Consider the following 14,736-nt stretch of genomic DNA (forward strand, 5'->3'; position numbering starts at 1 on the left):
CAGAGAGACATCAATTTTGAGCGATATCTTTGTTTTGTGAATCTTGACTATTGGTGGATTGCTCCAGTTGCGTCAATCGAGCTCCCAAATTGCTATAGTTTTTAAGTTGTTCTTTTAATTTTTGGTTTTCAGTTTCAAGGGTTTCAATTTTGCTGTTTAGTTCTTTGATGGCTTCTACAAAAATCGGGTCATAGTCTCCATAGGCTGTCTGGTAGTATCCCATATTGTCCATAGACACTTTTTCTGGGAACACTTCCATCAATTCTTGAGCTATAAAGCCATATTGAATATTTTTAGGGCGTTCAGTTCCTGTTTTATTGTCATTCCATAGGTAAGTGACGCCACTCATTTGATTGATTTTGTCTAGGGCATCTGCTCCTGATATGGGCTTAATATCCTTTTTTAACCTTCTGTCACTATTGGCAATCCATGAGCCGGCCGTGGATTTTGAGGCCTGTCCCTGAACTTCAAATGCATTGGTGTTCGGATTTCGCATAATACCAACTCTACCATCACCTCTAGCTTGAATAATATTACCAGTTCCTGTATGAAAAACATTAAAAACACTATTACTAGAAGTATTGTCTGTGCTGCCGTACAAGGTCCATACATTGCCGTTTGTAGTGTTGGTATTTGTAAAATTGATTCTAGAACCAGTAGCGCCAATATCAACAAGGTTTACATTAGGCTGTGTTCCACTATTGTTGGCTCTCACGTCCAAATATCCATCGGGATTGGTAGCGCCAGTTCCAATTCCTAATTTGTTACTTATATATGATTTTCCGACAAAATATCCGGCCCAACCATTACCTGGGTTTACATTATTATAAGTCCCGTAGTGAGTACCACCAGCTCCTGCTGCAATTAGGTTGTAAGTGCCAAATTTGTTTCCAGTACCTGTTGAACCTGCAGCAAATTCATTTCTGGAACCATAATAGGTGCCATTTGCAGAAAGATTAAAATCTGTAAATGTTCCTGACATACCATCTGCTCCAGGCGTGCCGCCAGTAAATCTATTTCTTGTGCCAGCAATGAGATTTGGAGATGTATAGACTCTTTCAAACTCATTATACACGCCGTAGATGTTATTGGCAGAAACTGTTCTCATTCCATTATAAACACCATAGGCATCTGCTGTGCCTCCATTATCGAGATTATTGAAAGTTCCAAACTGATTTGAAGGAGTAGCTCCTGAAATCCAATTTCTAGTTCCATATTGACTTCCGCTTGCTGTGCTCGCTATTTGATTGAAGATGCCATATTTCTGTCCAGTTCCTGATCCAGTGATATCAGTGTAGATTCCATGGCTTCTGTCAGTGCCATTTCCTATATTATCAACATATAGTCCATAAGACGGATTTGAACTATTATCAATTTTTGAAATTTCCACGGCTCTATCGGAAGTTCCTGTGTTTGAAACATTCAGTCTACCATTTCCTCCGGAATTGAGGTTCAAATTATAATTGCCTTGAACAATAGTAGTGACTTGATTCAATGTACCTCCCAATCTAACATCATTGCCCACTTCAGTAAGCCCGTTGCTTGCTGTAGTGTTTTCTCCTGCCGGGGCATTTTGCCAAGTGACGTTTCCAGTTCCATCAGTTTGCATGATTTGGCCATTGGTGCCGCGCGTAGAAGGCATTATATAATTATTTCCGGTTGTTGTACCTATAGAAATTCGACCCAAAAAATAACCAGCGTAACTATTTGCTTTGGTTACGTCAGAATAGATACCGTAATGTGTACCACCAGCTGATGACGGAATGTAATTATATGTACCATATTTGCTTCCAGTTCCTGATCCAGTAAGACCTGAATATGAACCATAATGATTACCGTTCCCATTTGCCGCAAATGAATTAAACATGCCATAAATGTCACCGGTCACATTGGCATAAGAATAATTATGCATTCCACTATAAACACCGCTTCCATTGCCAATCATTAAATTGTACATGCCAGTTCGATTTCCAGTTCCGGTAGCTGTTATATTATTATACATCATTGTTTTATCGTCTGATGCAGAGCCGGCAAGGTAATTATATATTAAATCGTCCCTTGAGCCATCATTAGTAGTAGAATGATAGATGTTCAAATCTCCATTATTGGTGGTGTTTCCTATGGATACTTTTCCAAGTGTATAGATATCCTCATTGTTGTTAGTCGATACGGCGTTCGTTGGATTAACTAACCAATCAGCATCAGAGGTAGATAATGATGCCAAATTCACACTGTTGCCATCCTCAATAGAAAGTGTCGTACCTGTAAGAGATAAATTTTGATCGTCGGTTCCAGTGCCATCTTGCAACGACGACAAATTTACGCTATTACCATCTTCTATTGATAAGTTGGTTCCCGTTAAGGTGAGATTTTGGTCGTCGGTACCAGTTCCATCTCCTATAATAGTTTGAAAGCTGACATTTCCAGAACCATCTGTAATCATAGCTTGTCCGGAGCTTCCGTCGTTCGCTGGCATAAGGTATCTATTGGTTGTAGTGCTACCTAAAGACAAGCGTCCAAGAAAATATCCTGCATATCCCGAAGACGCTTGTACATCACTATAAATCCCATAATGAGTTCCTCCAGCGGTTGGAGCCACATAATTATAAGAACCATATTTATTTCCAGATCCAACACCCGTAATGTCATTATAAATACCATATTTAGCACCTGAAGAACTTCCGTCCAAATCATTGCGGATACCCGTTTCAGTGGAATAGTTCGAGCTATTGATAAACCAGTTTCTTTGTCCGGTCATTCCCTGACCACTTCCAGCCAATGTATTATAGATATTTATTTTATTTCTTGTCCCTATAGTTTCAGATCTTAATGATAAACCAACCAGGACTCCGGGGCTAGAAAAATTTCCAGTTGATCTCATACCTATTGCTCCTTCACCATGTTCGTCCTCTACCCAAATTCCTGACGTCGCCGTCGCACCTGTATTTACAAATAATCTATAATTGTCAGACGCATAGTTCGACCATGTAGTAGAGCCTATGGCTACTTGACCTTGTTTATATATTCTATCATTAATACTATTTGGAGCGTTGCCAGGAACCTCATACCAGTCATGATCTTCACTACCACTGAATTGAACCCAATCGCTAATTCCATTATCCCAATAATAAAATCCACGATTGTAACCTGTGATATTATTATTTAGAAACACCATCATTCCATCTTGGCTGGCTCCAGGATCTACTGAAGGAAAACTATCTAACCTTGGAATGAGTAAACCATCATTATTAGATGGAGAGGTGATGCTGGAAGCAGTAATGTCTAATGTTGATTGTGGGTTAGTGGTGCCAACACCCACCTGTGCAAACAAATTCAGTCCTGTAAAAAGACATAATAGAAGTAAAAAATTTCTCATAATAATAGGGTTTATGATTATTTGAATTCGAACAAAATAACTGCTATTAACCCGAGAAAAAGGGCTAATGTTTCCTTGCTGTTGAGCGATTCACTGAAAAACATCGAATTGACGAGACAAAGCATTATGATATTGAATATCAGGAACAAGACGGAGGCAACTACAATATTCTTAATAGTAAAACTGTAGGCGAGGAAGCTTAATCCAATGACATAGAATATCATTCCCGACAAGAAGTAATATTTACTGTTATTAAGCACCCAATTTTTCATCAATAAATCTCCACAGGTGTCAAAAATGGCTCCGATAGCGATATAAAAAATTGCTTGGTTCATAAAATGTTGATTAATAGCATGGTGTAAAATTCTTGTTTAATAATAAATTGTATTTCATACTTTTAGGTGATTTTTCAGATATGATTGCCTTTTAGAATATCATTTTTAATATTTAATACACCAAAGCACAGAGATATTCGTTGGTCTATTCTCGGAAGTCCCAGTGTCATCTGAGTTAAATGATGGTAGATTTAAAGTGTGGTTATGGGAACCTGTATTATCAGTAGACAAGCCCGGAATAGTGAGGGAATGATTGTGATTACCTGAATTATTGGTGCTCACACTTGGAATGTTTACGGTATGTGTATGGTTGCCACTGGCAAGGGTAATAAATGTCTGAGGACCACCATTGTCCAAAACAAATCTGGTAGAGCCAAATGCTCCTGAGACATTTCTATATTCACCCCTTAGAGCGTGGTTATGTTGTGCTGATGGTGGGGAAGTATAAGCATTGGATGGACTGGTAAGGTGACTATGATTGCCCGAATTTTGTGTAGATAAATTGGTTGTGTTAGTGTAATGAGAATGGCTACCTGCAGAATCTGTGGTGGCATGGGGCGCATTCACTGCATGATTGTGAATCGCCATGGCTCCATTTTGTTGTGTCCCTACAGCATCTCCTATGGTCCCATCACCTCGGTCTTGTCTTGTTGTGGCATCAGGATCATTTCCTGAACCATTATCCACGCCACGCATAAATTTTCCTCTATAATCCGGTAAATTAAAAGTTGTGGATCCATCACCCATACCATAAGTAGTCCCTAATAGTGCAAACAGGTTAGCATAGGTAGTACGGCTTACCGCACTACCATCGCAGATGAGATAACCACTTGGAGCTGTATCTATCGGAAAGGTAAAAATAGCGCCTACAGGTATGGCATCTTTACTTTCTTTGAGAACTCTATCCCATGATGTTCCATCATAAAAGTAGAAACCTTCCACATCATCGGTCTGATAAACCATTAATCCTTCGGCCGGTGAAGTTATGGACAAACGTTCTATGGCGCTAAGTCTAGGTATTAGGATACCCTTATCTGAAGATGATATATCCAAAACAGACGAATTATCGGGAGTAGAGGTGCCTATACCTACTTGTGCATATGTGATGATACCTATAAAAAAGGCAATCAATAAAGCAATATATTTCATAATCTCAATAGGGTTTGATTACTGACTTATTTGCTACTAATCAATTTTCTAGAAATATTAGCAACACTTTCTTTACTAATTAGAGCATTGTGGGAGATCTGAAAGTATTGTTTAAATGCTATGGTGTAAAATTCAATATTTACAAGCTGTTATATTTCATACTTTTGGGTGATTTTTACAAACATGTGTTTTGTACATTTGTTTTTAGAAGCTGAAAGTCAATGACAAAACCGTTGAAATTATCCATTCTATCATTTTTTTTTGGTTATATACTCTTTGCACAAGATGCAAAACCCGATGCTTATCAAGACAGTTTGCAAACAATTATTAATAGTAGCAAACCTGTCAAAGTAAAAAAGGAAGCTTTATTTCTTTTAGGGGAATATTTGGTACAACGTGACCCAGACTATGCTGAGCGCATCGCCAATGACCTTCAAGAAAATTACATCAAGTCGGCCGACAGCAATGATGTGAGGCGCAACAACTACATTTTTGCAGCCAGTCATCGATGGCAAGGCGATTACAAAACTGCTCTGGAATATTATCAATCTATTTATGATGCTTCAAAAAAGAAGAAAGACTCATTAAATATTGCCAAAAGTGGTCATTTTATAGGAACTATTAATATGTTTCTAGGGAATAATGTGACGTCTCAAAGTCATTTGATTGAAGTGGCGAGTATTTATGACAAAAAGGGCACAGCGAAACAAAAAGCGGATATCAATAAGACATTGGCTGGTTTCTACATGAATCTAGACCAACTAGAGAAAGGTAAAGACAAATATCTTTTGGCATTGGAACAATATGAAAAGTTAAATGACAGTGCAGGTATGGCAAGTGCAAATGCTAATTTGGGAATGCTGTATACCGATTTGGGAGACTTTGACAAGGCCGAAATGCACCTGATGAAGCAAAAAGCACTCAACAAAGTGTTTCCAACCTTGCGTGAGATGGGCTTTCACCATGATTTTTTGGGCGTGTTGCGCCAAGAACAAGGGCGTTTAAATGAAGCCTATGAAGAGCATTTGAAGGCCTTGAAAATCCGAGAGAACTTAAGTAGCACTTATAATTTGTGTGAATCGAAACTCAATATGGGTGAAGTCCTCATAAAATTGAAGCGTTATTCAGAAGCCATTTCGCACTTAAAAGATGTCTTCAAGTATGACGAACATCAATCGCTGTATCAGCAACAGGCAGCTTATCAGTTACTTTCGGAAGCTTATGAGAAAAATGGTGACTACAAGGCATCCCTGGACAATTTTAAGGACTTTAAAAAGTTGAGTGATTCCATTTATTCCAAAGAATCCATCGAGATTATTGCCGAAAAGGATTCACGCTACAACCAGCAGAAAAAAGATGCTGAAATCACGCTCTTAAGTAAAGAAAAAGAAGTGTCTGAAGCGCAATTGGCACGCTCCAAAGCCATTTTAATAGGAACGATTATCGGATTGATCTTGTTCTTAATTGCTGTGATTGCATTGTTCACTTTGTATAAAAAAATCAAATCAAAAAACCTAATCATTACGAAAGCACTGAAAGATCGTGAATTACTGCTTCATGAAACGCATCATCGTGTCAAAAACAATCTGCAGATGATTTCAAGCTTACTCAATCTACAATCAAAATATGTGGAAGACCAAAAGGCTTTGGAAGTGCTTCAAAATGGAAGAAATCGTGTGGAATCCATGGCGATTTTGCATAAAAACCTCTATGCAGGCGATGATTTAACGAAAGTGAACATTCATGATTATTTTAAAGGCTTGGCAGAAAGCGTTTTGAATTCTTATCATAAATCCGAAAAAGAAGTTGAAGTGAATGTTCAAGCAAAAGGCATTGTCATGGATGTGGAATCTGTTATTCCAATAGGTTTGATAGTAAACGAATTGCTGACCAATTCCTTAAAACATGCTTTTCCGAAGGATGCCAATAAAAAGCCTGAGATCACCATTGAAATGACCGAGAATGATTCAGTTTATAAATTGGTGGTAAAAGATAATGGAAAAGGTATTGAAGACAATATTATCCAAAAAGGAAAAGAGGAAACATTTGGTCAACGTTTGATACGTTCGTTAACACAAAAACTCAAGGCCAAAGTAGAGATTGCCAATAACAACGGTACGCAAGTTAACCTGGATATTCCTAAAAAAGCTTAATGCAAAAGTTCGTTGAGCAACGACATGGTTTCAGAACGTGTGTGTGTATCTAACTTTTCGTAAATATTCTTGATGTGAGTTTTGATGGTGTTCACACTCACAAACTGTTCTTCGGACAACTGCTGATTGGTCTTGCCTTCATACAAACCTTTTAATACGTCAAATTCTTTCTGTGTTAATGGATTTACGATCAAATTGTTGAGTGTATCCCTATTCAGTTCAATAGGTAGTACAAATTTTGAAAAGTTGTGTAAGGCAATTTCAATGCTCGAAAACAATTCCCGCTCGTTAAAGGGTTTAACGATATAACCCATGGGAAGCGTTTGTTTGGCTTGATTCACAATGTCTTTGCCTGAATAGGAAGTAAGATATAAAAATGGAATTTTTTGGGTTTTGTTGATGTGTTCAGCGATTTCAAAACCTTCATGGCTTCCGTCTAGGTTGATGTCCAATAGAATCAAATCGGGTTTTAAGGCATCTATTTGTTCTAAAGCCTCTTCCTTGTCATAACATACATTCAGCACCTGATAGTCCACATTCGTGAGCATATCGCGAATGTCTTCGGCAATAATCGGGTCATCTTCAACAATCAAAACTCTAATGGCAGACATGTAAGGCTGTTTTCAGGTAAAAATAAAAATAACAGTTTTAACTGAAAGTTAAGTTTTTTGAGGAATTACCATAGGATTTTTCGATTATTCAGTCAAAAAATGAGTTGATTGTAAATTCTCGTTGCTGTTTTCTTGGAATTTGGTCATGCTAAATCCTTGGTGAATGGAATAAGTTCCGGTTTCCCCTTTTTTATTCACGGCTATATAACCCACTTGAAAATCTTTGTAGTTGCTGTTCGGCTTGTTCACAATTCGGCTAATAGCTTCTTCGCAAGCTTCTTGAGGCGATTTACCCTGGCGCATCAATTCTACTACCAAAAAGCTGCCAACGGTTTTCACGACTTCTTCGCCTAAACCTGTGGCGACACAAGCACCAATTTCATTATCTACAAACAATCCCGAACCGATGATTGGGCTATCTCCTACACGGCCATGCATTTTATAAGCCAATCCGCTGGTAGTACAAGCACCAGAAATATCACCGTTTTTATCGATGGCTAACATCCCAATGGTGTCGTGGTTTTCAATATTTATGATTGGTTTATACTCGGACGTTTTTTTCCATTCTTCCCAAGCTTTTTTGGAAGCTTCGGTCAACAAATTCTCTTTTGGAAAACCTTTTTCGTAGGCAAATTGTTCAGCGCCTTTTCCTGCCAACATCACATGTGGTGTTTCCTCCATCACTTTTCGCGCTACCGAAACGGCATGCACCACATTTTCCAAAAACACCACCGAGCCACAATTGCCATATTTATCCATAATACAAGCATCTAACGTTACGTGACCATCTCTATCTGGCAAACCACCTTTACCTACAGATTGTCCTGTCTCATCAGCTTCTTCAACCATGCAGCCTTGTTCCACCGCATCTAAAGCACTTCCGCCATTTTGTATCACTTCCCAAGCTTTTGCAGTGGCATTTTTTACATTCCATGTAGCTATGACTAATGGAAACGAACCTTTTGGAGCATCTACAGACACAGTTTTTTCCGATGTCTTTTTGTACTTGTCGTCACAACTTAAAAGAGAATTACCGACTGCCAATCCAACTCCAGTTAACGACGCATTTTTAATAAAGTTTCTACGTTTCATTTCATATCTTTTTGTTTGCCACAAATTCACTAATATTTTTAAATAACATTCGTGGATTCGTGGCTTTTATTTTTCAACTTTTATATTCAAGCTTAAAGAGTATGGCACATTTTCTTTTTTGACGGCCCAATCTTTGTTTGGTTCATGACCCATTTCAAAAGTGAATGTGCCACCATTCTGAATGGTTTCATACGTGATAAAGCTGTTATTGTTTACACTGCCGTTCAAAGTGGTGCTTTGAATGTATGGGTTTGTTTTTGAGTTGTTTTTAGCTTCTATTGTGAAAGTTTTTCCATTCTCTAAATGCAAAGTAGCCTTGTCAAACAATGGACTTCCGATGACGTATTGGTCAGTGGCAGGTGCAACCGGATAAAATCCAAGAGCACTGAATACATACCACGCCGAAGTCTGTCCGTTATCTTCATCGCCACAGTAACCATCAGGAGTAGCAGCATATAATTTGGTCAAGACATCCCTTATCTTTTCTTGAGCTTTGTAAGACGCATTGGCATAATTATATAAATAAATCATATGCTGAATCGGTTGGTTTCCATGGGCATAATTTCCCATATTGACGATTTGCATCTCCCGAATTTCGTGAATGGTACCACCATAATAGGAATCATCAAAAAGTGGTGGCATTTCAAAAACGGTATCCAATTGTTTAACGAAGTTTTCTTTTCCTCCCATTAAATCAATTAAGCCTTGAACATCATGAAAAACGGACCACGTGTAGTGCAAACTATTGCCTTCGGTAAAGGCATCGCCCCACTTTAAAGGATTGAATGGTGATTGAAAAGAACCATCTTCGTTTTTACCACGCATCAAATTGGTCGAAGGGTCAAAGACATTTTTATAATTGAGAGATTGCTTATAAAATTTATCTGCAATAGAATCTTTGCCTAATTTTCTCGCCATTTCAGCAATCGTAAAATCGGCATAGGCATATTCCAGGGTTCGGGCTACATTTTCGTTAACATTCACATCATACGGAACATATCCAAGGCTGTTGTAGTAATTCAAGCCTTCTCGTCCTACCGAACTGGCTGGTCTTCCTTCTTCAACAGTGGTGTTTTTTAAAATGGCTTCAAATAAAACTGTGATATCCTTTTCGGCCATATTTCCTTTTAAATAAGCGTCTGCAATAATGGGAGCAGAGTTGGAGCCAATCATACAATCACGATGTCCAGGACTTGCCCATTCGGGTAACCAACCTGATTCTTTATAAGTGTTTGTCAAACCTTCCATAATCTGGCTGTTGAGTTCGGGATACATCATATTAAAAAACGGATAGACTGCTCTAAAAGTATCCCAAAACCCATTATCGGTAAACATATAACCTGCTTCAACCTTTCCGTTGTAAGGACTGTAGTGAACCACTTTGTTTTCTGTGTCAAATTCATAGAATTTTCTTGGGAATAACAGCACCCGATACAAACACGAATAAAAGGTTTTAATGTTATCTATATTGTCATCTTCCACCTGAATTTTTTGCAGTTCGGTTTCCCACGCTTGTTTGGCTTTTTCCTTGGTAGTTTCAAAAGAATCATTTCCAATTTCTCTGTCCAAATTCAATTGCGCCTGTTCTGGACTGATGAATGACGATGCTATTTTTACATGAACGGCTTCGCCTTTGTTGGTTTTAAACCCAATAATGGCTCCTACATGCTCACCTTCACTTTCAATAGTGTTTTTTTGAAGTTTCCAATCATCTTTCCACGTGTGGGTCATGTCAAAATCTTTATCAAATTCGGCTACAAAATAGTTATGAAAATTATCGGGAACACCACCGCGATTGTTTCTGCAATAGCCAATAATCTTACGCTCTTCGGGAATGATTTTAACCATTGAACCCTTATAAAAGGCATCCAATAGAATATAGGAAGAATCAGCCTCCGGAAAGGTGAATTTGAATTGGGCCGCACGTTCTGTGGGAGCAACTTCAACCTTGGTGTCATAATCTGCGAGGTAGATACTGTAGTAATAGGGTTTAGCAACTTCGGCTTTGTGAGAAAACCAAGATTGGCGGTCTTCTTCATTGTATTTTAAATCACCCGTCACGGCCATTAGGGAAAAAGCTGCATAATCGTTAATCCAAGGGCTTGGTTGATGGGTTTGCTTGATGCCTCTTATTTTGTTTTCGTTGTATTTATAGGTCCATCCATCGCCCATTTTGGAAGTCATGGGTGTCCAAAAATTCATACCCCAAGGTGTGGCAATGGCAGGATAGGTATTTCCGTTTGATAGGCTGTACTTGGAATCTGTTCCCATCAGTGGGTTTACATAATCAACTAAACTGATTTTGTTAGCATTTGATTCTTTATGTGATTGATGTTCAATCTCTTTTTTGCATGAAAGCAATACGACTAGAAAAATAAATATGTAAATGGTTTTCTTCATGGTTTTCTGGACATTTCAAATAAAAGTACACCACCATTCAAAATATCACTATGTGAAATTTGATTGTTTTTGATTGAAATGCCATTTAATGAGACTCGTTTGACATAGACGTTTTTCGCACTTTGATTTTTGGTTTTTACAGTAAGGACTTTCCCATTATCCAAATGAATTTTTGCTTCCTCAACTAACGGACTTCCTAAAGCATAATTAGGCGAACCAGGTGTAACTGGATAAAATCCAAGACTACTAAAAATATACCAAGCACTCATTTGTCCTGCGTCATCATTGCCACACAATCCTTCTACAGTTGGTCCATACATAGAGCGCATAATCATTCTGACACGAGACTGCGTTTTTTCAGGGTGCCCTGTCCAGTTGTACAGGTAAGGAATGTGATGTCCAGGCTCATTCCCGTGAACATAATTTCCTATAATGCCATCTCTGGTAATATCCTCATGCTTTTCAATGTACTTATCTTCAATTTCCATAGTGAAAAGCGAATCTAGATGCTGGTTAAAACGTTCTTTTCCACCCATCATTTTAACCATTTTATCAATGTCTTGAGGTACATACAAACCGTAATTCCATGCGTTGCCTTCGATAAAGCCTTGGCCATGTGTATCCATCGGGTCAAAATCTTTTCGGAAGGTTCCATCGGACAGTTTTGGACGCATATAACCAATGCTAGAGTCATAGACATTTTCATAATAGTTGGCACGTTCCATAAATTCTTGTTCTACTTGAGTGTTCCCAATTTGCTTGGCCATTTGGGCGATGCACCAATCATTGTAAGCATATTCCAAAGTTTTTGAAACGGAAGAATGGCTTTTGTCATCAGGCACATAATGGTAATCGATATAGTCTCCCAAACCATCAAAATATCGCACATTGGCTGTGTTTATAGATGCTTGAAGCGCTCTGTCCATATCAAAATTTCCTACGTGTTTTGCCATCGCGTCTGCTATGACTGAAGTGGCGTGATATCCAATCATACACCAGTTTTCATTAGCATAATGACTCCAAATAGGTAGCATATGATGCACGCTTTGGTCGTGATGTGCCAACATACTTCGAATCATGTCATTGTTACGTTCAGGTTGAGTGATGTTGAAAAGAGGATGCAAGGCACGATACGTATCCCAAAGAGAAAAAATGGTATAGTTTGTAAATTCTTCCGAGGTATGAATATTCTGGTCCAAACCACGGTACTGACCATCCACATCTTCATAAATAATAGGTGAGAGATTCGTATGATACAATGCGGTATAAAAGGTAACCTTATCTGCGTCTGTAAGCGTTTCAACTTCAAGTTTTGAAAGCTCTTGGTTCCATTTGGCTTTTGTTTCTTCTTTAGTTTGATTAAAATCCCAATGAGGAATTTCGGCTTCTAAATTCTTCATCGCACCAGCCGAACTTACCGAAGACAAGGCAAATTTCAACTTAATTTGTTCACCTCCTTGCGTATCAAAATTGAAATAGGCACGCAAATCCTGCCCCGCCATTTCTGGAAAATTTTCGTCTTGTTTAAATCGTCGGTAGAATCCATCGTATTTGATATCATCATATTTTTTGTGACCATAACTTTTAAAGGGTTTAGAAAACTTGGCGGCAAAAAACACTTTTCTGTCGCGCGCCCATCCTTTTGTGTGACGATAGCCCGTAATGGTCGAATCGTTTTCCACCCGAATAAAAGTCCAGACATTTTTATTGTCGTGGTGATACACATTATAGACCATATCCAAGATGATATGAGCGTTGTTAGATTTAGGGAAGGTGTATTGATGAAATCCGACGCGCTCACTAGCGGTTAATTCGGCTTTAATTCCGTAGGAATCCAAATCTACCTTGTAATACCCTGGCGAAGCGGCTTCCTTATCATGTGAAAACAGGGAATAAAAGCCTTTTTTCCCGTCAGAAGTACTCAAAGGGTCGAGTACCAACTCACCAACAGTTGGCATCACCAAAAAGTCACCTAAATCGGAGTGACCTGTTCCGCTAAAATTGGTGTGAGCAAATCCGATAATCGTAGAATCTTTATATTGATAACCTGCACAATACTCATAGGTTTTGGTATTGTAACTACCATCTGGATTGTGCATTGTTTCAAAATTGGTCTGTGGACTCAACTGTACCATCCCAAAAGGTGCTGTGGCGCCTGGAAACGTATGACCCATTTTGCTCGTTCCTATCATCGGATTTACATATTGAGTGTAATCAATTTCTACATTATCCGGCTTTTGCTGTGAAAACCCAAAGTTGAAACAGAATATGAAAAAAACTATGAAAATTTGATTTTTTATCATCAGATGGCCACTTGCTTTTTGTTGTTTCTAAATCCAAACCAAAGAATATAACCATAGCAGAAAATCACAAAAATCAAGGCCAATTTAAAGCCGACATTATCTGTAAGCAATCCAAATATGGGCGGAATTAATGCGCCTCCTACAATGGCTGTACATAGTAATCCAGATGCTTTTGGTTTGAGTTGACCAAGTCCATCCAATGCCAAAGTAAAAATGGTTGGAAACATAATGGAATTGAACAGTCCAACAGCAAGTATACTCCACATTGACACCAATCCAGTTGTGTTCATTGACACAATAATCAGCAGAATAGCAATGCTGGCAAACACTCCAAGTACAAGTCCTGGTTTTATGATTCTGGTCAAATAGGACCCAATGAAACGTCCTATCATCGCACCAGACCAATAAAAGGTGACAAAAACCCCTACTACAGCTTTATCATCTTTATCGGAAAGGTCCGAACTCAAAATGGTTTCAGCAATAGATTTCATAAAGCCATTTTCCCTAACCACTTCCGACAAATTCATTTCCAAGAAATAATTCACCAAATAGCTGCCAATGGCGACTTCGGCACCCACATAAAAGAAAATGCCCAAAACACCCAAAGAAAGATTTTTATGTTTTAAAGCGTCCAGGTAGCTGCCTACCCGTTTTTCATTGATGAGTTTAGGAAGCTTGGCGAAGAAGAAAATACCTGCAATGACAGCTGTAAAAATAGCCAGCCCTATAAATGGCGTTTGTACTGCAGACGCTTCACTGATGAGGTACGATTCTTTCGCTGGACCAACAAGCATATCTATTTCATCTTTAGTTTTGATTTTATCACTTAAGATGAAAAGCGCTCCAATAGCTGGTGCAATGGCAGTTCCTAATGAGTTGAAGGCTTGTGATAGATTTAATCGACTTGAGGCGCTTTCTTCTGGACCCAAAACAGCCACAAATGGATTTGCGGCCACTTGTAAGATGGTCATACCTCCTGCCAAAATAAAATACGCCAACATAAAAATTCCAAACACACGGTAGGATGCCGCTGGATAAAATAGCAAACAACCCAAAGCCATTGTGAGCAAACCTAAAATGATTCCTTTTTTATAACCGATTTTTGACAGAATATAACTCGCAGGAATCGAAAGCACAAAATACGCACCGAAAAATGCAAACTGTACCAAACCTGCTTGAAAATAGGAAAGTGTAAATAATTCACGAAGTCTTGGGATTAAAGAATCGACCAAAACAGTGATGAATCCCCAAAGGAAAAACAATATGGTCAATAGAATGAATGAAGAACGATAGGATGTTTGTTGGGTCATTTTTTTA

9 protein-coding genes are annotated in these 14,736 nt (G+C 38.5%); 1 reads left to right on the forward strand and 8 read right to left on the reverse strand.

Going from position 1 to position 14,736, the window contains the following annotated elements:
- Positions 1-10 precede the first annotated feature (10 nt).
- From M0G43_RS04185 to M0G43_RS04195, 3 genes are all read right to left on the reverse strand, one after another.
- Positions 11-3,376 carry a tail fiber domain-containing protein gene (locus M0G43_RS04185; RefSeq protein WP_248023703.1) on the reverse strand — a complete coding sequence of 1,122 codons (3,366 nt, stop codon included), beginning with the start codon at positions 3,374-3,376 and terminating at the stop codon, positions 11-13.
- A 17-nt stretch (positions 3,377-3,393) separates the two neighbouring features.
- The gene (locus tag M0G43_RS04190) at positions 3,394-3,711 is read right to left on the reverse strand and encodes a hypothetical protein (RefSeq protein WP_248023704.1); all 318 of its coding nucleotides are present in this window, start codon (positions 3,709-3,711) and stop codon (positions 3,394-3,396) included.
- Between the two features lie 105 nt (positions 3,712-3,816).
- Entirely contained in the window at positions 3,817-4,860 is a 1,044-nt protein-coding gene (locus M0G43_RS04195) for a tail fiber protein (protein ID WP_248023705.1), read from the reverse strand.
- A gap of 221 nt (positions 4,861-5,081) precedes the next feature.
- Between M0G43_RS04195 and M0G43_RS04200 the strand changes: the two genes are divergently transcribed.
- A complete protein-coding gene (locus M0G43_RS04200; RefSeq protein ID WP_248023706.1) occupies positions 5,082-7,013 on the forward strand; it encodes a histidine kinase dimerization/phosphoacceptor domain -containing protein in 1,932 nt (643 codons plus the stop codon).
- On the opposite strand, the gene M0G43_RS04205 is transcribed toward M0G43_RS04200, so the two are convergent.
- The 5 genes from M0G43_RS04205 to M0G43_RS04225 all read right to left on the reverse strand — a co-directional run bounded on the left by M0G43_RS04205 (position 7,010) and on the right by M0G43_RS04225 (position 14,729).
- Complete coding sequence (locus M0G43_RS04205; protein ID WP_248023707.1) at positions 7,010-7,624, reverse strand: response regulator transcription factor; 615 nt, start codon at positions 7,622-7,624, stop codon at positions 7,010-7,012. The two genes, M0G43_RS04200 and M0G43_RS04205, sit on opposite strands and share 4 nt — an antisense overlap.
- A gap of 84 nt (positions 7,625-7,708) precedes the next feature.
- Positions 7,709-8,716 carry an isoaspartyl peptidase/L-asparaginase family protein gene (locus M0G43_RS04210; RefSeq protein WP_248023708.1) on the reverse strand — a complete coding sequence of 336 codons (1,008 nt, stop codon included), beginning with the start codon at positions 8,714-8,716 and terminating at the stop codon, positions 7,709-7,711.
- A 66-nt stretch (positions 8,717-8,782) separates the two neighbouring features.
- Positions 8,783-11,116 carry a GH92 family glycosyl hydrolase gene (locus tag M0G43_RS04215; protein WP_248023709.1) on the reverse strand — a complete coding sequence of 778 codons (2,334 nt, stop codon included), beginning with the start codon at positions 11,114-11,116 and terminating at the stop codon, positions 8,783-8,785.
- Complete coding sequence (locus M0G43_RS04220; RefSeq protein ID WP_248023711.1) at positions 11,113-13,419, reverse strand: GH92 family glycosyl hydrolase; 2,307 nt, start codon at positions 13,417-13,419, stop codon at positions 11,113-11,115. Before M0G43_RS04220 ends, M0G43_RS04215 begins: the two co-directional genes overlap by 4 nt.
- Positions 13,419-14,729: a sugar MFS transporter gene (locus tag M0G43_RS04225; RefSeq protein ID WP_248023713.1), complete on the reverse strand. Its 1,311-nt coding sequence runs from the start codon at positions 14,727-14,729 to the stop codon at positions 13,419-13,421. The genes M0G43_RS04220 and M0G43_RS04225 overlap by 1 nt, the downstream gene beginning before the upstream one ends.
- Positions 14,730-14,736 lie beyond the last annotated feature (7 nt).

The sequence above is a fragment of the Subsaxibacter sp. CAU 1640 genome, assembly GCF_023156585.1.
In the GTDB taxonomy this organism is placed as follows: Bacteria; Bacteroidota; Bacteroidia; order Flavobacteriales; family Flavobacteriaceae; genus JBPOFM01.

Coding starts and splice junctions, on each gene's coding strand:
- M0G43_RS04200 (WP_248023706.1), top strand. CDS start 5,082: ATGACAAAACCGTTGAAATTATCCATTCTATCATTTTTTTTTGGTTAT.
- M0G43_RS04195 (WP_248023705.1), bottom strand. CDS start 4,860: ATGAAATATATTGCTTTATTGATTGCCTTTTTTATAGGTATCATCACA.
- M0G43_RS04215 (WP_248023709.1), bottom strand. CDS start 11,116: ATGAAGAAAACCATTTACATATTTATTTTTCTAGTCGTATTGCTTTCA.
- M0G43_RS04210 (WP_248023708.1), bottom strand. CDS start 8,716: ATGAAACGTAGAAACTTTATTAAAAATGCGTCGTTAACTGGAGTTGGA.
- M0G43_RS04220 (WP_248023711.1), bottom strand. CDS start 13,419: ATGATAAAAAATCAAATTTTCATAGTTTTTTTCATATTCTGTTTCAAC.
- M0G43_RS04205 (WP_248023707.1), bottom strand. CDS start 7,624: ATGTCTGCCATTAGAGTTTTGATTGTTGAAGATGACCCGATTATTGCC.
- M0G43_RS04190 (WP_248023704.1), bottom strand. CDS start 3,711: ATGAACCAAGCAATTTTTTATATCGCTATCGGAGCCATTTTTGACACC.
- M0G43_RS04185 (WP_248023703.1), bottom strand. CDS start 3,376: ATGAGAAATTTTTTACTTCTATTATGTCTTTTTACAGGACTGAATTTG.
- M0G43_RS04225 (WP_248023713.1), bottom strand. CDS start 14,729: ATGACCCAACAAACATCCTATCGTTCTTCATTCATTCTATTGACCATA.